Genomic DNA, 19,606 nt, shown 5'->3' on the forward strand with positions numbered 1-19,606 from the left:
CACTCCCCCGGCCCGTGGACGGCGTCGTACCGTAACCCCGTGGCCACCGACAACGCCCCGCGCCCGCAGTCCCTGATGCTGACCTTCCTCGGCGACCAGGTGCTCGGCCGCGGTGTGTGCGTGTACTCGGGGAGTGTCATCGAGGTGTTCGCCCGGGCCGGCGTCGGCGAGCACGCGACCCGGTCGACGCTGACCCGGATGGTCAACCGCGGGCTGTTGCGCCGACGGCGCGAGGGCCGCCGCATGTACTTCGGGCTCACCGAGCGCTCCGAGGCGATCCTGCGCGACGGCGAGCAGCGCATCTGGAAGACCGGCGCCGTCAACCGCGACTGGGACGGCACCTGGTCGCTGCTCGGCTTCTCGCTGCCCGAGTCGTGGCAGCGGCAGCGGCACGATCTGCGCTCACAGCTCACCTGGGCCGGGTTCGGGCCGCTGTTCAGCGGTCTGTGGATCGCGCCCGGCGAGGTCGACGTCTCCGGAATCCTGGCGGAGCTCGGGCTGTCCGCACACGTCAAGGTGTTCCGCGCGCGGGCCGACATCGGCATGGACATCGCCGAGATGATCGACGACACCTGGGACCTCGCCGAACTCGCCGACCGCTACCGCGCGTTCGACCACGCCTGGCGCCCCCTCAGAGAGGCGGAAGCGCCCGGCGGGCAGGCGGGCGGTGACATGTCCGAGGACGCCCTCGCACTGCGGCTGCGCCTGTCGACCGCGTGGCTGAGTGTGATCCGCAGCGACCCGCGCCTGCCCGTGCAGCACCTGCCCGCCGACTGGCCCGCGGGCCCGGCGGAGGAGACGTTCCGCGCGGTGCACGCCCGCCTGGACGCGCCCGCCCGGGAGACGGCGCGGCGCCTGCTGGAGACGGTACCCGCGGAGGCGTAGCGCGCCCTCCGGCGCGTGCGCCGGGGCCGCCCGGCTTGCCGAGGAGCTCGCACGCCCCGGCGCGCACCCCCGCAGCATGCGCCTCGGGACTGTGCGAAGGGCGCACACAGGAAGACGCGCGCCCTGAACTCGCCTTGCGCGCCCCTCACCCCTTGCCCGCGCCGTCCGTCGCCACCCTCACACAACTCCCTCCGCGCCCCTCCGCACTCCTTGATCGTCACCGCGCGCCGTCGCGCCCCCTCCGCAACTGATGTTGTGCACTCCATTGACGGCAGTCAGATAACCGCCCTACATTCCGAGCGTCCAGTCAGTCGTTCAGTGCACTGAGCATTGACCGCACCCGCCCCCAGCGCTCCCCCTCCCCTCCCCCGCAGATCGGAGCCCCACGAGATGCCCGCACGCACCCGTCTGGTCCGTACGACGGCCGCCCTGGCCACGGCAGTAGCCCTCTCCGTCACCGCCCCCGTCGCCCACGCGGACGCGCCGGACACCCGGCACCTGACCGGCACCCTCGCCGACGGCGCCACCTGGATCGCGGACGTACCGGCGCACTGGAACGGCACGCTGCTCCTGTTCAGCCACGGCTTCGGCCCCACCGTCGCGCGGGACGCGCCCTCCGACGCCTCCCGTACCGAGCTGCTCTCCGAGGGATACGCGCTGGCCGGCTCCTCGTACGACCCGAACGGGTCCATGTGGGCGCTGGCCAGCGCGGAACGCGACCAGTTCGGGGCGCTCGACGCCGTGCAGAAGTCGATCGGCAAGCCGCGCCGCACACTCTCCGTCGGCCAGTCCATGGGCGGCCTCGTCAACGCGCGGATCGCCCGGGACGGCGCGGGCCGCGTCGACGGCGCGCTCGGCTTCTGCGGCCTGGTCGCAGGCGGCACCGACCTGGACAACTACCAGCTCGACGCCGAGCACGCCATCGCCCGTCTGCTCCTGCCCGCCGAGGACCTGAAGCTGGTGAACTTCGCCTCCCAGGCCGAGGCGTCCGCCACCGCCGACCGCCTCACCGCGGCCGTCACCACCGCGCAGAACACCCCGCAGGGCCGGGCCCGCGTCGCGCTCGCCGCCGCCTTCCTCAACCTGCCCGCCTGGGCCCCCGGCCAGGACAAGCCCGCCGACGGCGACTGGGCGGCCCAGGAGGAGCAGCAGTACGCGTGGTTCGCGCAGGGAGTGCTGTCGTTCATCGAGGGCGGCCGGTACGCCGTCGAGCAGTCCGTCGGCGGCAACAACTCCTGGAACCGGGGCATCGACTACGGCCGCCTCCTCGCGGGCTCCGCGCACGCCCCGCAGGTCCGTGCTCTGTACGCGGCGGCGGGGCTCGACCTGCACGCCGACCTGCGGGCCCTCACGCGCAGCGCCGACATCGCGGCGGACCCGGCCGCGGTACGTGAGGCGGCGCGCACCTCGTCCGCCGGGCAGGGCCTCGGCGTACCCCTCCTCGACGTGCACACCACCTCCGACAACCTCGTGCCGGTCGAGCAGGAGGACCGGTTCGCGGACCGGGTGCGGGCGTCCGGGGACGGGGCGCTGCTGCGGCAGGCGTATGTCGAGCGGCAGGGCCACTGCGCGTTCACCACCGCCGAGACGGTTGCCGCCGTGCACGCCCTGGAACGGCGAGTCGCAACCGGTCACTGGGGGGATGCCGCCACGCCGGCCGCCCTGCAGAAGGCCGCGCTCGGGCTCGGTCTGGACGGGGCCGCGTATGTGCCGTACCGGCCCTCCGAGTTGACGGTGGGCCGCGAAAACGCGCTTCACGCGCGCGTGCCCGCGACGGACCAGTAACGGTTTTCGCCCGCTCCGCCCCTACCCGTCCCGTACCTGGGGGCTCCGCCCCCGACCCCCGTATCGCCCTGAACGGGCTCGTCCTCAAACTCCCCCACTCTCGGCTTCGCTCGAGCGGGGGGACCCCCATGACGGCCTCAAAACCCCTAGGGACCCTCCATGCCTGAACCATCTCAACCAGCCGCATCCCGCCTCCCCCTCGGCACCCTGATCGCCGGTTGCCTGGCCGTCTGCCTCGCGCAGATCGGGCTTGCCATGCCGGCCACGCTGAACGGCCTGTTCCAGGAGCACCTGCACCCGGTGGGCTCGCAGTTGACGTGGATATCGGACGCGTTCCTGTTGCCGGTGGCCGTACTGGAGCTGTCGTTCGGTGTGCTCGGTGACCTCTTCGGGCGCAAGCGGTTGCTGGTCGGCGGTGCGGCGCTGCTGTGCGCCGGCGAGGTGGTCGCCGCCTCCAGCTCGGGCGTCCACCAGCTGTGGGTGGGGCAGGCGCTCGCCGGGCTCGGCGCCGCAGCGCTGTTCCCGACCTCGCTCGCGATGATCGCCGCCGGTACCCACGGGGCGGCCGAGCGCGCCCGCGCCATCGCCGTCTGGGCGTCCAGCCTGTCCGCGGGTGGCTTCCTGGCGCCGCTGCTCGGCGGCATCACCGGGACGTACGGCTCCTGGCGCGCGGCCTTCGTGGTGGTCGCCGTACTCGCCGCCCTGAGTGCGCTGGTCAGCTTCGTGTTCGCCGCCGACTCCTCCGCCCCGGAGGGGCGTTCACTCGACATCGGCGGTCAGCTCACCATCGGCGTGGGCCTCTTCGCGCTCCTGTACGCCGTCATCCAGGGGCCCTCCGACGGGTGGGGGTCGACTTCGGTGGTCGTCGCCTTCGTCGTCGCGGCGGTCTTCATCGGCCTGTTCGTCGCGGCCGAGCACCGGGCGCGCTCACCGCTGCTGCGCCTCGATCTGTTCCGCAACCGCTCCTTCGCGATCGCGTCCGTCGTCTCGGTCATCGGCATGTTCAGCTTCCTCGGCACGGCGTACGGCGCGAGCATCCGGCTCGGCCCGATCCAGCACCAGAGCCCGATGCGGACGTCCTTCGCCTTTCTGCTCCTCAGCGGCCTGACCCCGTTCCTGACGCCGGTCACCTCCCGCCTGCTCAGCCGGGTCTCCTCACGCACGATGCTCACGGCGGGCCTCGCGCTGATCGCGGCCGGCGACTTCCTCGCGGCGACACTGGCCGTCGACGACCGGGCGCTGACGTCGCTGATCCTGCCGCTGGGCCTGGTCGGGGTGGGCTTCGCGTTCACGGTGTCGTCGATCACCGCGACCGCCGTCAACACCGTGCCCGTGCATCTCGCGGGCATGGCCAGCGCTTCCACGAACCTGCTGCGCGACTTCGGCTTCACCCTCGGCCCGGCCGTCATCGGCGCGGTCGCGCTGAGCCAGGCCGCCTCGCAGGTCACCGCCTCCCTCGGTACGGCGTCGTCGCTCGGCGCGGAGTCGAAGGCGGCCGCGCACGAGGTCCTCAAGGAGGGCGGCCCGCTCGCCCTCAACTCGGTCCCGCCGAACTCCCCGCCGGGCGCGGCCCGCTCGTTCGCCCTCGACGCGCTCGGCCACGGCTACTCGATCGGCTTCGTCGTGTGCGGCAGCGCGGCCCTGTTCTCCGCGCTCCTCGTCCTGCTCGCACTGCGCGGTCGTACGGAGGAGAAGGGCACCGTCGAGGAGACGGGGAAGGAGGCGGCGGTGGCCGTCACCGGATGAGCGTGCGGGCGTACGGGGGCCAAGGCGCGAGACGAATGCGCACGGCCCCCGTACGCCCGACGGCGATGTCAGTGGCCTGGGCTACGGTTTCGTCCATGGCTGCCCGTACGAAAACCGCGAAGGACCGGCCGTCCTACCGCTGCACCGAGTGCGGCTGGCAGACGGCCAAGTGGCTCGGCCGCTGCCCCGAGTGCCAGGCCTGGGGGACGGTCGAGGAGTACGGCGCGCCCGCGGTCCGTACGACGACACCGGGCCGTGTCACCACCTCCGCGGTGCCCATCGGCGAGGTCGACGGCCGCCAGGCCACCGCACGCTCGACCGGCGTGCCCGAGCTGGACCGCGTCCTCGGCGGTGGTCTCGTACCCGGCGCGGTCGTCCTCCTCGCGGGCGAGCCCGGCGTCGGCAAGTCGACGCTCCTGCTCGACGTGGCGGCCAAGGCGGCGAGCGACGAGCACCGCACGTTGTATGTCACGGGTGAGGAGTCGGCGAGCCAGGTACGGCTGCGCGCCGACCGCATCAAGGCGATCGACGACCACCTGTATCTGGCCGCCGAGACCGATCTGGCCGCCGTCCTCGGTCACTTGGACGCGGTGAAGCCCTCGCTGCTCATCCTCGACTCCGTACAGACCGTGGCCTCCCCGGAGATCGACGGCGCGCCCGGGGGCATGGCCCAGGTCCGGGAGGTAGCCGGGGCCCTCATCCGCGCCTCCAAGGACCGGGGCATGTCGACGCTCCTGGTCGGCCATGTCACCAAGGACGGCGCGATCGCGGGACCGCGGCTGCTGGAACACCTGGTGGACGTCGTCCTGTCCTTCGAGGGCGACCGTCACGCACGCCTGCGCCTCGTACGAGGGGTCAAGAACCGCTACGGCACGACGGACGAGGTCGGCTGCTTCGAGCTGCACGACGAGGGGATCACGGGCCTCGCCGACCCGAGCGGCCTGTTCCTGACCCGCCGCGCCGAGCCGGTCCCGGGCACCTGCCTGACCGTCACCCTGGAGGGCCGCCGCCCCCTGGTCGCCGAGGTCCAGGCGCTCACGGTCGACTCGCAGATCCCCTCCCCCCGTCGTACGACGTCCGGTCTGGAGACCTCCCGCGTCTCGATGATGCTGGCCGTTCTGGAGCAGCGCGGCCGGATCACCTCGCTCGGAAAGCGGGACATCTACTCGGCGACGGTCGGCGGTGTGAAGCTCTCCGAGCCCGCCGCGGACCTCGCGATCGCCCTCGCGCTCGCGTCCGCGGCGAGCGACACCCCGCTGCCCAAGAACCTTGTCGCGATCGGCGAAGTCGGCCTCGCGGGCGAGGTCAGACGGGTCACGGGGGTCCAGCGGCGACTGGCCGAAGCCCACCGTCTGGGCTTCACACACGCCCTCGTACCGACCGACCCGGGCAAGATCCCTCCCGGTATGAAGGTCCTGGAAGTCGCCGACATGGGCGACGCGCTGCGGGTCCTTCCGCGCTCCCGTCGTCGAGAGGCCCCACGGGAGGACGAAGACCGCCGGTAGACTTTGCCCAGGTCTCGCCCGTCCGTACGAACAGAGGGCGACCGGAAACCTGCGACCGGAGGAGTTCAGTGGCAGCCAACGACCGGGCAGCAGCTCCCGGAAAGTCCGGTGGGAGCTCCGGTGCCGATGGCCTGATGCGCGCCTCACTGAGCGCCGTGGCACCCGGCACGTCGCTGCGCGACGGGCTTGAGCGGATTCTCCGCGGCAACACCGGTGGTCTCATCGTGCTCGGCTGGGACAAGACCGTCGAGTCGATGTGCACGGGCGGTTTCGTCCTGGACGTCGACTTCTCGGCGACCCGCCTGCGCGAGCTGTGCAAACTCGACGGCGGCATCGTTGTCGACAAGGACATCACCAAGATCCTTCGGGCGGGCGTGCAGCTGGTGCCCGACCCGACCATCCCCACCGAGGAGACGGGCACCCGGCACCGCACCGCGGACCGCGTCTCCAAGCAGGTCGGCTTCCCCGTCGTCTCGGTCTCTCAGTCGATGCGCCTGATCGCGCTGTACGTCGACGGTCAGCGCCGCGTCCTGGAGGACTCCGCCGCGATCCTCTCCCGCGCCAACCAGGCCCTCGCGACCCTGGAGCGCTACAAGCTCCGCCTCGACGAGGTCGCGGGCACGCTGTCCGCCCTGGAGATCGAGGACCTGGTCACCGTCCGGGACGTGTCGGCGGTCGCCCAGCGCCTCGAAATGGTGCGCCGGATCGCCACCGAGATCGCCGAGTACGTGGTCGAGCTGGGCACCGACGGACGGCTTCTCGCCCTCCAGCTGGACGAGTTGATCGCCGGGGTGGAGCCCGAGCGTGAACTCGTCGTACGGGACTATGTGCCCGAGCCGACCGCGAAGCGCTCCCGCACGGTCGACGAGGCCCTCTTCGAGCTGGACGCGCTGACCCACGCGGAGCTCCTCGAACTCTCCACCGTGGCCCGCGCGTTGGGCTACACCGGCTCCCCCGAGGCGCTCGACTCCGCGGTCTCGCCGCGCGGTTTCCGCCTCCTCGCCAAGGTGCCGAGGCTTCCCGGCGCGATCATCGACCGTCTCGTCGAGCACTTCGGCGGCCTGCAGAAGCTGCTCGCCGCCAGCGTGGACGACCTGCAGACCGTCGACGGGGTCGGGGAGGCGCGGGCACGGAGCGTGCGCGAGGGGTTGTCGCGGTTGGCGGAGTCCTCGATTCTCGAGCGTTACGTGTAGCCTCGGCAGTTTTTCGAGGGATTTGGGGTTCGTTGCCCGGAGGGGCGCCCGGAGTGGGTGGGAAGACCCCGGGCGCCCCTTTGCTCTGCTCAGCCACCCGGCGCGGGTGCTGGGCGGGGGTGGGTCACACAACCCGGCGCTGACGAGGCGCCGCCTGCGCCCACCCGTGCCGCCTGGGGGTCCCCCCACGCCCTTAAGGCAGTGGGGGAGGCACGATTGCCCGCAGGTGAGCGACTCGTCTGCCGGGTGGGTCCTTCAGTCCTTCGCCAGTACAAAAGACGCCCGGGCCTTGGTGAGGCCGGGGGCCTTGGCTTCGACCAAGTACGTGCCTGCGGTGGCGGAACCGGCCGGCGGGGTGGCGCACTCGGGGGCGCTGGGCTTGCGGTCCCACCTTACGGTGTAGGTGATCTGGCTGCCGGCCGGGACGCGGAGGAGGACCGCGGAGGCGCTCGTGGGGCAGTCGTCGGACGACCAGTACGCGTCGTCGCCGCCGGCCTGAGTGACCGTCACCACCGCGTTCTTCGGGCCGAAGTCGACCTTGCAGTCACTGCCGCCGGTGTTCTTGGCGACCAGTTGCAGAGTGGGCTTCTCATCGGGCGCGTACGTATTGCGCACGCTGCGCAGCGTCAACTTCACCGCTCCCGCGGTGCAGTTGGGGACGCTGGACCCGGCCGGAAGCTGATCCGCGGATCCGCCCCCACTCGTGGACCCGCCGCCCGAACCACCGGACCCGGAACCGGAGCCGGACCCACCGTCGTCGCCCGACCCACCCGTCCCGCCACCAGACCCGGACCCGGCCCCGCCGGAGCCACTCCCACTCCCGCTCGACTCGTCACGCCCGCCCGGGTGTTGACTGATCGCCGGCCCCGAACTGGAGGGCCCAGGAGTGATCGTCTGCGCGGGGTTCTTCCCATTGGAACCGTCCGCGCCGTTCTTCCCACCTCCGCCGCCGGAGCCGACCACCCAGACGATGAGCAGCGCCAACAGCGCCACCATGGACAGCAGAACGGCCCTCCGTCGCCAGTAGATGGTGGAGGGAAGCGGCCCGACCGGATTGCGCATAGATCCCACGGCGCAAACTGTACGAGAGATCCACCCCTTCCCTCGCCCCACCCGCCGCCCTGGCCCTCAACTTTTCCGGATCATCATCCTGGCGAAGCCCGTTGGGGATGAACAGGCATGCGTTCTCGGCCACTCACAGCGACCGACGCGGATGCGGGCGGATGTACCGGCGCGGCCCCGGCCCACCCCCGACGCACAGCGAATCCCGTCCGGCCGCAAGGCGACCGCCCCGCCGCCACCCCCACCATGGCAGGATCGAGAAGCCATGACTGCACCAGCGAACCCCAGCGCCCGCACCACGCCCACCACCCCCGGCGAGACCCTCCACCCCCCGGTCATCGCATGGTTCGACGAACACGCCCGAGACCTCCCCTGGCGCCACCCCGAAGCCGGCCCCTGGGGCGTGATGGTCAGCGAGTTCATGCTCCAGCAGACGCCGGTCAACCGTGTACTCCCCGTCTACGAGCAGTGGCTGGCCCGCTGGCCGCGCCCCGCCGACCTGGCCAAGGAGGCACCGGGCGAGGCCGTCCGCGCCTGGGGCCGGCTCGGCTACCCGCGCCGCGCCCTGCGCCTGCACGGCGCCGCGGTGGCCATAACGGAACGGCACGGCGGCGACGTACCCACCGACCACGCGCAGCTGCTCGCACTGCCCGGCATCGGCGAGTACACGGCCGCGGCGGTGGCCTCCTTCGCGTACGGCCAGCGCCACGCCGTACTCGACACCAACGTCCGCCGCGTCCTCGCCCGCGCGGTCACCGGCGTCCAGTACCCGCCGAACGCCACCACCGCAGCCGAGCGCAAGCTCGCCCGCGCCCTGCTCCCCGACGACGAGGGGACGGCGTCGCGCTGGGCCGCCGCGTCCATGGAGCTCGGCGCGCTGGTCTGCACGGCGAAGAACGAGACCTGCCACCGTTGCCCGATCGCCGTGCAGTGCGCCTGGCGGCTGGCCGGGAAGCCGGACCACGACGGGCCGCCGCGGCGCGGTCAGACGTACGCCGGCACGGACCGCCAGGTCCGCGGCAAGCTCCTCGCCGTACTCAGGGAGGCGGTCACCCCGATCCCGCAGGCCGAGCTGGACGACGTATGGGACGAACCGGTGCAGCGGGCAAGGGCGTTGGACGGTCTCGTCGCGGACGGTCTCGTGGAACCGCTCCCCGACGGCCTGTACCGACTCCCCCTCACCTGACAGAGCACCCGACAGAACAACCCATTCCAGACGTATACCCACGCCGCCTTACCCACGCCCTACGTCCGTTACACAACCGACGGACAGCCGAGTGCTTGCCGAAGGCTGGCTCGGACAACGCCGTGACAACCCCTCCGTAGCTTCATTGCCGTACCGCAGGGACAGCCGCGACACAGCGGATCGACAGCGGTTCACGGGCAGCACAGCAACACAGGCAGATGGACCCGACAGCAGGCGGCAGGAAGCAGCAGGCAGGTCGGAAACGGGGATGGAGGCGGTTGATCATGGCGCACGGCGAGGTGCTCGAATTCGAGGAGTACGTCCGCACTCGGCAGGACGCGTTGCTGCGCAGTGCCCGCCGCCTGGTCCCCGACCCGGTCGACGCCCAGGACCTCCTCCAGACCGCGCTCGTACGGACGTACGGCCGCTGGGACGGCATCGCGGACAAGCGCCTGGCCGACGCCTACCTCCGCCGCGTCATGATCAACACGCGGACCGAGTGGTGGCGGGCGCGGAAGCTCGAGGAGGTTCCGACCGAGCAGCTGCCCGACGCGAGCGTCGAGGACTCGACCGAGCAGCACGCCGACCGCGCCCTGCTGATGGACATCATGAAGGTGCTGGCACCGAAGCAGCGCAGTGTCGTGGTGCTGCGACACTGGGAGCAGATGTCCACGGAGGAGACGGCCGCCGCCCTCGGCATGTCGGCCGGCACGGTCAAGAGCACACTGCACCGGGCCCTGGCCCGGCTCCGCGAGGAGCTGGAGAGCCGGGACTACGAGGAGCGCGGCGCACGCGCACTCGGGGCGAGTGAGGAGCGGGAGCGTTGCGCGGCCTAGGAACACGGGCCAGACAGGTCCTGAAGGCGGGGAGTACGGCGGCGGCCGCGCTCACCGCCCTCGGCCTTTTCTCGACCGCCTGCGCCACCGGCGGAACGGGCGCCCGTGACGAGGGCCCTGCCCGCGACGCCGACGCGGTGGCCGGCGCGACGACGCCCTCGGCCTCCGCCTCGCCCAGCCTGGCCAGGAAGACCGTGGACCCGGTCGAGCTCCTCAAGCACGATCCGCAGGTCAGCGGCGCGGTCAAGAGCGATCTGAAGCCGTGCGTCGGCGACGAGTACCCGGTCGACGTGTCGTACGGGGACCTGACCGGGGGGGCTTCGAGCGACATCGTGGTCAACGTGATGACCTGCGGTGACGCGGTCGGGGTCGGCTCGTACGTGTACCGCGATCAGGGCGGCAGATACGAGAATGTCTTCAAGGCCGAGGAGCCTCCGGTCTACGCGGAGATCGACCGGGGCGACCTGGTGGTCACGCAGCAGTTGTATGAGAAGGGCGACCCGGTGTCGTATCCGTCCAGCGAAGAAGTGATCACCTACGGCTGGTCGGCGACGCACTTCATCGTGGACGCGCGGACGCGCAACGTCTACAGCAACGCGGTGGGCGGCGCCGACACGGCCACCCCCGAAGCGAACTGAGACCCGGGGCCACCAGATCCCACGACCTGAGCCCTCGACCTCTCAACCCCCGCAGACCTGAAGACTTGATGACCTGAAGACCTGAAAGCAGACGGAGCAGCCGGATGGCAGAGCAGACCCACGTCCTGTTCGTCGAGGACGACGACGTCATCCGCGAGGCCACGCAGCTCGCCCTGGAGCGCGACGGCTTCGCGGTGACCGCCATGCCCGACGGGCTGTCGGGCCTGGAGGCGTTCCGCGCCGACCGCCCCGACATCGCGCTCCTGGACGTGATGGTGCCGGGCCTCGACGGCGTCAGCCTGTGCCGCCGTATCCGCGACGAGTCGACCGTCCCGGTGATCATGCTCTCCGCGCGCGCCGACTCCATCGACGTGGTGCTGGGCCTGGAGGCGGGCGCCGACGACTACGTGACGAAGCCGTTCGACGGCGCTGTCCTGGTCGCCCGCATCCGCGCGGTGCTGCGCCGCTTCGGGCACGCCGGGGGCCCCGCGGGCGGTGCGGGCGCCGGGAACGGTCCGGAGACGGTCGACGGCGGCGTGCTCTCCTTCGGCGACGGCGACCTGGAGATCGACACCGAGGGCATGGAAGTTCGCAGGGGCGGTACGCCGGTGGCGCTCACGCCCACCGAGATGAGGCTGCTCCTGGAGTTCTCGTCCGCGCCCGGTACGGTACTGAGCCGCGACAAGCTGCTCGAACGTGTGTGGGACTACGGCTGGGGCGGGGACACCCGCGTCGTGGACGTCCATGTGCAGCGGCTGCGCACGAAGATCGGCCAGGACCGGATCGAGACGGTCCGCGGCTTCGGCTACAAGTTGAAGGCCTGAGCAGGGGTATGCGGGGGATTTTTCAGCGCCTGGTTCCGGGCGGCCGTACGAGATTCAGCGACCACACAGGTGCCACGGGTACCGCAGGTGCGGCAGGGGCCCTCGGCGCCATAGGTGCCACAGGCATCCGCACCGGCATCCGGTGGAAGCTCAGCGCCGCGATCGCGCTGGTCGGCGCGCTGGTGGCGATCGCGCTCAGTCTGGTCGTGCACAACGCGGCACGCGTCTCGATGCTCGACAACTCGCGCGACCTGGCGGACGAGCGCATCCAGGTCGCGCAGCGCGTCTACGACTCGGGCCGGACGCAGACCAACTTCGGCCAGAACTTCGGGGTGAAGGTCGACGACCCGGCCATCCCGCGGGACCTGCTGCTGAAGGTCTCGCAGGGGCGGCGGGCCACGTTCATCGCCGAGGGACGGCACGGCGTACCCGACATCTGGGCCGCCGTACCGCTGAAGGACGGCCGGGTGCTGTCGCTGCACACCCGGTTCACCGACCGCAGCACGACCGTGATGAGCGACCTCGACCAGGCGCTGATCATCGGCTCGATCGCGGTCGTCTTCGGCGGCTGCGCACTCGGCGTGCTCATCGGCGGCCAGCTGTCGCGGCGGCTGCGCAAGGCCGCGGCGGCGGCGAACCAGGTCGCCATGGGCGACACCGACGTCCGCGTACGGGACGCCATCGGCGGTGTCGTGCGGGACGAGACCGACGACCTCGCGCGGGCCGTCGACGCGATGGCGGACGCGCTCCAGCAGCGCATCGAGGCCGAACGCCGGGTCACCGCGGACATCGCGCACGAGCTGCGCACCCCGGTCACCGGGCTGCTCACCGCGGCGGAACTGCTGCCTCCCGGCCGCCCGACGGAGCTCGTACGAGACCGGGCACAGGCCATGCGGACCCTCGTGGAGGACGTCCTGGAGGTCGCGCGCCTCGACGGCGCCTCCGAGCGGGCCGAGTTGCAGGACATCATGCTGGGCGAGTTCGTCGCACGGCGCGTGGTCGCGAAGGACCCCGCCATCGAGGTGCGCGTGGTGCACGAGTCGGAGGTCACGACGGACCCCCGGCGCCTGGAGCGCGTGCTGTTCAACCTCCTCGCGAACGCCGCGCGGCACGGCAAGCCGCCGATCGAGGTCTCCGTCGAGGGCCGCGTGATCCGCGTACGCGACCACGGTCCCGGCTTCCCCGAGGAACTCCTCGCCGACGGCCCGAGCCGCTTCCGTACGGGCAGCAGTGACCGCTCGGGCCACGGGCACGGACTGGGGCTCACCATCGCGGCGGGCCAGGCGCGGGTGCTGGGCGCCCGGCTGACCTTCCGCAACATCCGGCCCGCGGGCGCACCGGAGGATGTGCCCGCCGAGGGCGCGGTCGCGGTGCTGTGGCTGCCGGAGCACGCGCCCACGAACACAGGCAGCTACCCGATGCTGCCGACGAAGGGCAGCTGAGCCGTACGCAGGAGAAGGCCCCCGGGGCGGACAACGCCGGGGGCCTTCGGTCAGGAAGTGGTCGGACCCAGAGGTCAGACCCCTTCGGTCACGGTCTCCTTCGACGCCGAGGCGGTCGCCGAGCCGGCGCCCGAGCCGGTCTTCCCCTCGGTCCCCGCGTCGCCCGCCGCGTCCTCGGCCGGCTTCGGTGCGGCGCCCCGCAGCGGGACCTCCTTGACGAACAGCGAGGCGGCCAGCGCGATCAGCGCGATGACGGACCCCAGCAGGAACGCGGAGTGCGTGCCGCTGGACACCGCGTGCTTGTAGGCGTCCTGGGCCGCCTCGGGCAGCTTGGCCATGCTCGCCGCGTCCAGCTGCGCGGACTTCTCGGTGATCTTGGAGCCCAGCGCACCGGCGCGCTCACTCATGACGCCCTGGACCCGGTTGTTGAACAGCGCGCCCATGATCGCGACACCGAAGGACGAGCCGAGGGTACGGAACAGGGTCGTGGACGAGGACGCGACGCCCATGTCCTTCATCTCGACGCTGTTCTGCGCGACCAGCATGGTGATCTGCATCAGGCAGCCCATGCCGGCGCCGAGGACGGCCATGTAGAGCCCCGACGTCAGCCGGGTGGTGTCGGTGTCCATCTGCGAGAGCAGGAGCAGGCCGACCGACATCAGCACACCGCCGACGATCGGGAAGACCTTGTACTTGCCGGAGTTGGTGGTGACCCGCCCCGCGACCATCGAGGTGACCAGCATCGCGCCGAGCATCGGCAGGAGCAGCAGACCGGAGTTGGTCGCGGACGCGCCCTGCACGGACTGCTGGTACAGCGGCAGGAAGAGGACTGCGCCGAACATCACGAAGCCGGTGATGAAGCCGATGACGGACATCAGCGAGAAGTTGCGGCTGCGGAAGATGTGCAGCGGCATGACCGGCTCGGCGGCCTTGGTCTGCCAGAAGAGGAAGCCGACGAGCGCGGCGACACCGATCCCGATGAGCTCCATGATCATGGCGGAGCCCCAGGCGTACTCGCTGCCGCCCCAGGTGGTGACGAGCACGATGGAGGTGATGCCGACGGTCAGCAGACCGGCGCCCAGGTAGTCGATGCGCGCCTGCGCCCGCTTCTTCGGCAGATGCAGTACGGCACTGACGGCGGCCAGCGCCACGGCGCCCAGCGGCAGGTTGATGTAGAACGACCAGCGCCAGCCGAGGTGGTCGGTGATGGTGCCGCCGACGAGCGGTCCGGCGATCATCGCGAGCGCCATCACGCCGGCCATCATGCCCTGGTACTTGCCGCGCTCCCGCGGCGGAATCAGGTCACCGATGATCGCCATGACGCCCACCATCAGACCGCCGGCACCGAGCCCCTGGATGGCGCGGAAGCCGATGAGCTGGCCCATGTCCTGGGCCATGCCGCTGAGCGCGGACCCGATCAGGAAGATCACGATCGAGGTGAGGAAGGCGCCCTTGCGCCCGTACATGTCGCCGATCTTGCCCCAGAGGGGGGTGGAGGCGGCGGTGGCGAGGGTGTACGCGGTGACGACCCACGAGAGGTGTTCGAGGCCGCCCAGTTCGCCGACGATCGTGGGCATCGCGGTGCCGACGATCATGTTGTCGAGCATGGCCAGCAGCATCGCGATCATCAGCGCGAGGACCACGACGCGCACGCTGCGCGCCGGTTTCTCCGTGTGGGCGGTCTCCACGACCGTGCCCGTTCCTGTGGTGTCCGCCATCGTTCCCACTCCCCTAGGTACATCCGGTACTTCTGCCGCCGCCGGCTACTTACTTGCCGCCCGGCTAGTTGGCTACACTGAGGGAAGATAGACCCGTAACTAGCCGGGCGTCAAGTAAGTTTTCAGGGTCTACAGCAGGCCTCTAGGCGGACTGCCGACGATCTGTCGGCGAGCGGTATCCGGGGAGCGTGAGGAGTACGAAGATGGGCGGCACCATGGACGGCACCAAGCGGCAGCGGCGCGGGGACACCCGCCAGCGCATCCAGGACGTGGCCCTCGAACTCTTCTCCGAGCAGGGCTACGAGAAGACCTCCCTGCGCGAGATCGCCGAGCATCTCGACGTCACGAAGGCGGCGCTCTACTACCACTTCAAGACCAAGGAAGAGATCCTCATCAGCCTCTTCCAGGACCTGACGCGGCCGCTGGACGAGCTGATCGACTGGGCCAAGCAGCAGCCGCACACCCTGGCGACCAAGCAGGAGGTCCTGCGCCGCTACAGCGAGGCGCTGACCGGTGCGGCCCCGCTCTTCCGCTTCATGCAGGAGAACCAGGCGACTGTGCGCGAGCTGAGCGTCGGCGAGACCTTCAAGGACCGCATGCTGGCGATGCTCGACATCATCAAGGAGCCGGAGTCTGCGCTGACCGACCAGGTCCGCTGCATCAGCGCGCTCTTCACGATGCACGCCGGCATGTTCGTCCTGAAGGACGTCGAAGGCGACCCCGAGGACAAGCGCAAGGCCGTCCTGGAGGTCGCGATCGACCTGGTGACGCAGGCGCACGGCGGCGCCTGATCAGATGCGGTCTCAGACCGTGACGCCCTTGGAGCGCAGGAAGGCGACGGGGTCGACGGCGGAGCCGTAGTTCGCGGTCGTACGGATCTCGAAGTGCAGGTGCGGCCCGCTGGAGTTCCCGGTGTTGCCGGAACGCGCGATGTGCTGCCCGGTCGCCACGACCTGGCCCACCTTCACGTCGATCCGGGACAGGTGGGCGTACTGCGAGTAGGTCCTGTTGCCGTGCTTGATCACGATGGCGTTGCCGTACGCGGATCCGTCACCGGCGCCGTTGCCGCCGGCCTTGACGACGGTGCCGCCGTGCGCGGCGACGACCTGGGTCCCGCTGGCCACGGCGTAGTCCTGCCCGGAGTGGGTGGACGACCACATGTTGCCGGCCTGCGCGAAGCTCGCGGAGAGCTTGTACTTCTTCACCGGGTCGACCCAGGAGACGACCTTCTTGGCAGCGGCCTTCTTTGCGGCCGCCTTCTTGGCAGCGGCCTTCTTGACGGCAGCCCGCTTGGCGGCGGCCTGCTTGGCGGCGGCCTGCTTCGCCGTGACGGCGGCCTTGGCCTGAGCGGCGGCCTGCGACTGCAGCGCGGTCGCCGCGGTGTCGGCGCTCGTGCTCGCGAGGGTGGTGTCGGCGGCTGACGCGACCCCGGCCCCCAGCACGACCGAGACTCCCAGTGCGCCGACCATGACGGCTGTGCGGGCACGGAGCAGGGACGTACGGGACTGGTGAGACGTAGCGCGCTTCAACATCGGGGACCTCGCGGGGACGGGGACAAGGACATGAAAACCACCCGGCGCCGGGCACTCGCCGGATGGACCATCCCTTGGTAACCCCGACCCCCGCCGACCCCCAAAACACCGATCTACGAAGCCAAGTCGTACTTCATCAGAAAACTTCCCCCTTCTTGACAGACCTCCCATCCCGTAGGGAATCCGCCCGATTTCCTCCGGAATCAAGGTTTAGCCCCACTTCGCCGCCTCGCTCCCCGGCGCCCGGCCCGCCTCTCCCGCGCCTCGCACCGGACGCCGTAACCCCTCCCGAGGTTCCAAGCAGAAGGTCCCTTTTGTCCCCACGCCGGCCTCCACTACTCGCCTTAGTAACGGACATATCGCCTGTGCGGCATGTCACCGGGCGGCAAGATCCAAGCCGCGGGAATGTGACGGCGGCTACTGCCCAACGGGGCCGCGATGGCTGCAGAAATCGCAGGTGACGGAACGAAAAAAGGGGCTGCCCCGGAACCGAAGTTCCGGGGCAGCCCCTTCAATCCTGCAAGCGAACCCTGAGGGTTACGCCTCCTTGCTCAGGTTGGGCCCAGCCCCACCCGCGGCCTGCTCGATCGGCGGGACGTCGGGGAGAGCCGACTTCTCCTCGCCGCGGAAGGTGAAGGTCTTGGCGTCGCCCTCGCCCTCCGTGTCGACGACCACGATGTGACCGGGACGCAGCTCGCCGAAGAGGATCTTCTCGGAGAGGACGTCCTCGACCTCGCGCTGGATGGTCCGGCGCAGCGGCCGGGCACCCATGACGGGGTCGTAACCCTTCTTCGCGAGGAGCGACTTGGCGGTCGGGCTGAGCTCGATGCCCATGTCCCGGTCCTTCAGCCGCTCGTCCACCTTGGCGATCATGAGGTCGACGATCTGGATGATGTCTTCCTCGGTGAGCTGGTGGAAGACCACCGTGTCGTCGACACGGTTCAGGAACTCCGGGCGGAAGTGCTGCTTCAGCTCGTCGTTGACCTTGGTCTTCATGCGCTCGTAGTTGGTCTTGACGTCACCCGAGGCCGCGAAGCCGAGGTTGAAGCCCTTGGAGATGTCCCGCGTGCCGAGGTTGGTCGTCATGATGATGACCGTGTTCTTGAAGTCCACGACCCGGCCCTGGGAGTCGGTCAGGCGACCGTCCTCCAGGATCTGCAGCAGCGAGTTGAAGATGTCCGGGTGGGCCTTCTCGACCTCGTCGAAGAGGACGACGGAGAACGGCTTGCGGCGGACCTTCTCGGTCAGCTGACCGCCCTCTTCGTAGCCCACGTAGCCGGGGGGCGAACCGAAGAGACGCGACACCGTGTGCTTCTCGCTGAACTCCGACATGTCGAGGGAGATCAGCGCGTCCTCGTCACCGAAGAGGAACTCGGCGAGGGTCTTGGACAGCTCGGTCTTACCGACACCGGACGGGCCGGCGAAGATGAACGAACCACCGGGACGCTTCGGGTCCTTGAGGCCCGCACGCGTACGACGGATCGCCTGCGAGAGCGCCTTGATGGCGTCCTTCTGGCCGATGACCCGCTTGTGGAGCTCGTCCTCCATGCGCAGCAGACGCGAGGACTCCTCCTCGGTCAGCTTGAAGACCGGGATGCCGGTGGCGGTCGCGAGGACCTCGGCGATCAGCTCGCCGTCGACCTCGGCGACGACGTCCATGTCGCCGGCCTTCCACTCCTTCTCCCGCTTGGCCTTGGCGGCCAGGAGCTGCTTCTCCTTGTCGCGGAGGGAGGCTGCCTTCTCGAAGTCCTGCGAGTCGATCGCGGACTCCTTGTCGCGGCGGACGCCGGCGATCTTCTCGTCGAACTCGCGGAGGTCCGGCGGCGCGGTCATCCGGCGGATGCGCATCCGGGAACCGGCCTCGTCGATCAGGTCGATCGCCTTGTCCGGCAGGAAGCGGTCCGAGATGTACCGGTCGGCGAGCGTGGCCGCCTGCACCAGGGCCTCGTCCGTGATGGACACGCGGTGGTGCGCCTCGTAGCGGTCGCGCAGGCCCTTGAGGATCTCGATCGTGTGGGGGAGGGAAGGCTCCGCCACCTGGATCGGCTGGAAGCGGCGCTCGAGGGCCGCGTCCTTCTCGAGGTGCTTGCGGTACTCGTCGAGCGTGGTCGCACCGATGGTCTGCAGCTCGCCTCGCGCCAGCATGGGCTTGAGGATCGAGGCCGCGTCGATGGCGCCCTCGGCGGCACCCGCACCGACCAGCGTGTGCAGCTCGTCGATGAACAGGATGATGTCGCCGCGGGTGCGGATCTCCTTGAGGACCTTCTTCAGGCGCTCCTCGAAGTCACCGCGGTAGCGGGAGCCGGCGACCAGCGCGCCGAGGTCCAGGGTGTAGAGGTGCTTGTCCTTGAGGGTCTCGGGCACCTCGCCCTTGACGATGGCCTGCGCCAGGCCCTCGACGACGGCGGTCTTGCCGACGCCGGGCTCGCCGATGAGGACCGGGTTGTTCTTCGTACGGCGGGACAGCACCTGCATGACCCGCTCGATCTCCTTCTCGCGCCCGATGACCGGGTCGAGCTTGGACTCACGAGCGGCCTGGGTGAGGTTCCGGCCGAACTGGTCGAGGACCAGGGACGTCGAGGGGGTGCCCTCGGCAGGGCCGCCCGCGGTGGCGGTCTCCTTGCCCTGGTATCCGGAGAGCAGCTGGATGACCTGCTGCCGCACCCGGTTGAGATCGGCGCCCAGCTTGACCAGGACCTGGGCGGCGACGCCCTCGCCCTCACGGATCAGGCCGAGCAGGATGTGCTCCGTGCCGATGTAGTTGTGGCCCAGCTGAAGGGCCTCGCGGAGCGACAGCTCCAGGACCTTCTTGGCACGGGGGGTGAAGGGGATGTGCCCGGACGGGGCCTGCTGCCCCTGCCCGATGATCTCCTCCACCTGCTGGCGGACCGCCTCGAGCGAAATCCCGAGGCTCTCCAGGGCCTTAGCGGCGACACCCTCACCCTCGTGGATCAGGCCCAGGAGGATGTGCTCGGTGCCGATGTAGTTGTGGTTGAGCATCCGGGCTTCTTCCTGAGCCAGGACGACAACCCGCCGCGCGCGGTCGGTGAACCTCTCGAACATCGTTAATCGCTCCTCAGAGCGGTCAGGCAGTAAGGGGACGCTCCCCTCCCTGTCCTTCCGCAGCTTAGTCCCGCAAGCGGGGACCGCTCATTCCAACTGCCGACACCGTCCTTGGCCTCCTGACCCCGAACGCCGACATATGCTCCAACCTGATGGTGCGAGACGATGTTCCCGCAGGCCAGGCAGATACC

General features: G+C 70.3%; 15 protein-coding genes. 11 read left to right on the top strand and 4 right to left on the bottom strand.

Going from position 1 to position 19,606, the window contains the following annotated elements:
• Positions 1-39 precede the first annotated feature (39 nt).
• From AB5J56_RS20110 to disA, 5 genes are all read left to right on the top strand, one after another.
• Positions 40-885, top strand: coding sequence for a PaaX family transcriptional regulator C-terminal domain-containing protein (locus AB5J56_RS20110; protein ID WP_369234112.1), 846 nt, complete (start codon positions 40-42; stop codon positions 883-885).
• 390 nt (positions 886-1,275) lie between these two features.
• A complete protein-coding gene (locus AB5J56_RS20115; RefSeq protein ID WP_369234113.1) occupies positions 1,276-2,670 on the top strand; it encodes an alpha/beta hydrolase in 1,395 nt (464 codons plus the stop codon).
• Positions 2,671-2,829: 159 nt separating this feature from the next.
• The gene (locus AB5J56_RS20120) at positions 2,830-4,416 is read left to right on the top strand and encodes an MFS transporter (protein WP_369234114.1); all 1,587 of its coding nucleotides are present in this window, start codon (positions 2,830-2,832) and stop codon (positions 4,414-4,416) included.
• A gap of 95 nt (positions 4,417-4,511) precedes the next feature.
• A complete protein-coding gene (gene radA, locus AB5J56_RS20125; protein ID WP_369234115.1) occupies positions 4,512-5,921 on the top strand; it encodes a DNA repair protein RadA in 1,410 nt (469 codons plus the stop codon).
• Positions 5,922-5,989: 68 nt separating this feature from the next.
• On the top strand, positions 5,990-7,114 hold the full coding sequence (disA, locus tag AB5J56_RS20130) for a DNA integrity scanning diadenylate cyclase DisA (RefSeq protein ID WP_369234116.1): 1,125 nt from the start codon (positions 5,990-5,992) through the stop codon (positions 7,112-7,114).
• A gap of 255 nt (positions 7,115-7,369) precedes the next feature.
• On the opposite strand, the gene AB5J56_RS20135 is transcribed toward disA, so the two are convergent.
• Positions 7,370-8,185 carry a hypothetical protein gene (locus AB5J56_RS20135; RefSeq protein ID WP_369234117.1) on the bottom strand — a complete coding sequence of 272 codons (816 nt, stop codon included), beginning with the start codon at positions 8,183-8,185 and terminating at the stop codon, positions 7,370-7,372.
• A gap of 256 nt (positions 8,186-8,441) precedes the next feature.
• On the opposite strand from AB5J56_RS20135, the gene AB5J56_RS20140 reads away from it, so the two are divergent.
• The 5 genes from AB5J56_RS20140 to cseC all read left to right on the top strand — a co-directional run bounded on the left by AB5J56_RS20140 (position 8,442) and on the right by cseC (position 13,102).
• On the top strand, positions 8,442-9,362 hold the full coding sequence (locus AB5J56_RS20140) for an A/G-specific adenine glycosylase (protein WP_369234118.1): 921 nt from the start codon (positions 8,442-8,444) through the stop codon (positions 9,360-9,362).
• Positions 9,363-9,646: 284 nt separating this feature from the next.
• On the top strand, positions 9,647-10,198 hold the full coding sequence (locus AB5J56_RS20145) for a SigE family RNA polymerase sigma factor (RefSeq protein WP_369234119.1): 552 nt from the start codon (positions 9,647-9,649) through the stop codon (positions 10,196-10,198).
• Positions 10,186-10,836, top strand: coding sequence for a hypothetical protein (locus tag AB5J56_RS20150; RefSeq protein ID WP_369234120.1), 651 nt, complete (start codon positions 10,186-10,188; stop codon positions 10,834-10,836). The genes AB5J56_RS20145 and AB5J56_RS20150 overlap by 13 nt, the downstream gene beginning before the upstream one ends.
• A gap of 104 nt (positions 10,837-10,940) precedes the next feature.
• Positions 10,941-11,660: a two-component system response regulator CseB gene (cseB, locus tag AB5J56_RS20155; protein WP_369234121.1), complete on the top strand. Its 720-nt coding sequence runs from the start codon at positions 10,941-10,943 to the stop codon at positions 11,658-11,660.
• 8 nt (positions 11,661-11,668) lie between these two features.
• Positions 11,669-13,102 (top strand): two-component system sensor histidine kinase CseC, encoded by a 1,434-nt coding sequence (gene cseC / locus AB5J56_RS20160; protein ID WP_369234122.1) that lies wholly within the window; start codon positions 11,669-11,671, stop codon positions 13,100-13,102.
• A 74-nt stretch (positions 13,103-13,176) separates the two neighbouring features.
• Here the strand turns inward: cseC and AB5J56_RS20165 are convergent, their stop codons facing one another.
• Entirely contained in the window at positions 13,177-14,820 is a 1,644-nt protein-coding gene (locus AB5J56_RS20165; protein ID WP_369234123.1) for an MDR family MFS transporter, read from the bottom strand.
• A gap of 203 nt (positions 14,821-15,023) precedes the next feature.
• On the opposite strand from AB5J56_RS20165, the gene AB5J56_RS20170 reads away from it, so the two are divergent.
• Entirely contained in the window at positions 15,024-15,611 is a 588-nt protein-coding gene (locus AB5J56_RS20170) for a TetR/AcrR family transcriptional regulator (protein ID WP_369234124.1), read from the top strand.
• A 12-nt stretch (positions 15,612-15,623) separates the two neighbouring features.
• On the opposite strand, the gene AB5J56_RS20175 is transcribed toward AB5J56_RS20170, so the two are convergent.
• Complete coding sequence (locus AB5J56_RS20175) at positions 15,624-16,352, bottom strand: M23 family metallopeptidase (protein WP_369234125.1); 729 nt, start codon at positions 16,350-16,352, stop codon at positions 15,624-15,626.
• Positions 16,353-16,889: 537 nt separating this feature from the next.
• Complete coding sequence (locus AB5J56_RS20180; protein WP_369234126.1) at positions 16,890-19,415, bottom strand: ATP-dependent Clp protease ATP-binding subunit; 2,526 nt, start codon at positions 19,413-19,415, stop codon at positions 16,890-16,892.
• Between the last annotated feature and the right edge of the window lie 191 nt (positions 19,416-19,606).

Source organism: Streptomyces sp. R21 (assembly GCF_041051975.1).
Lineage (GTDB): Bacteria > Actinomycetota > Actinomycetes > Streptomycetales > Streptomycetaceae > Streptomyces.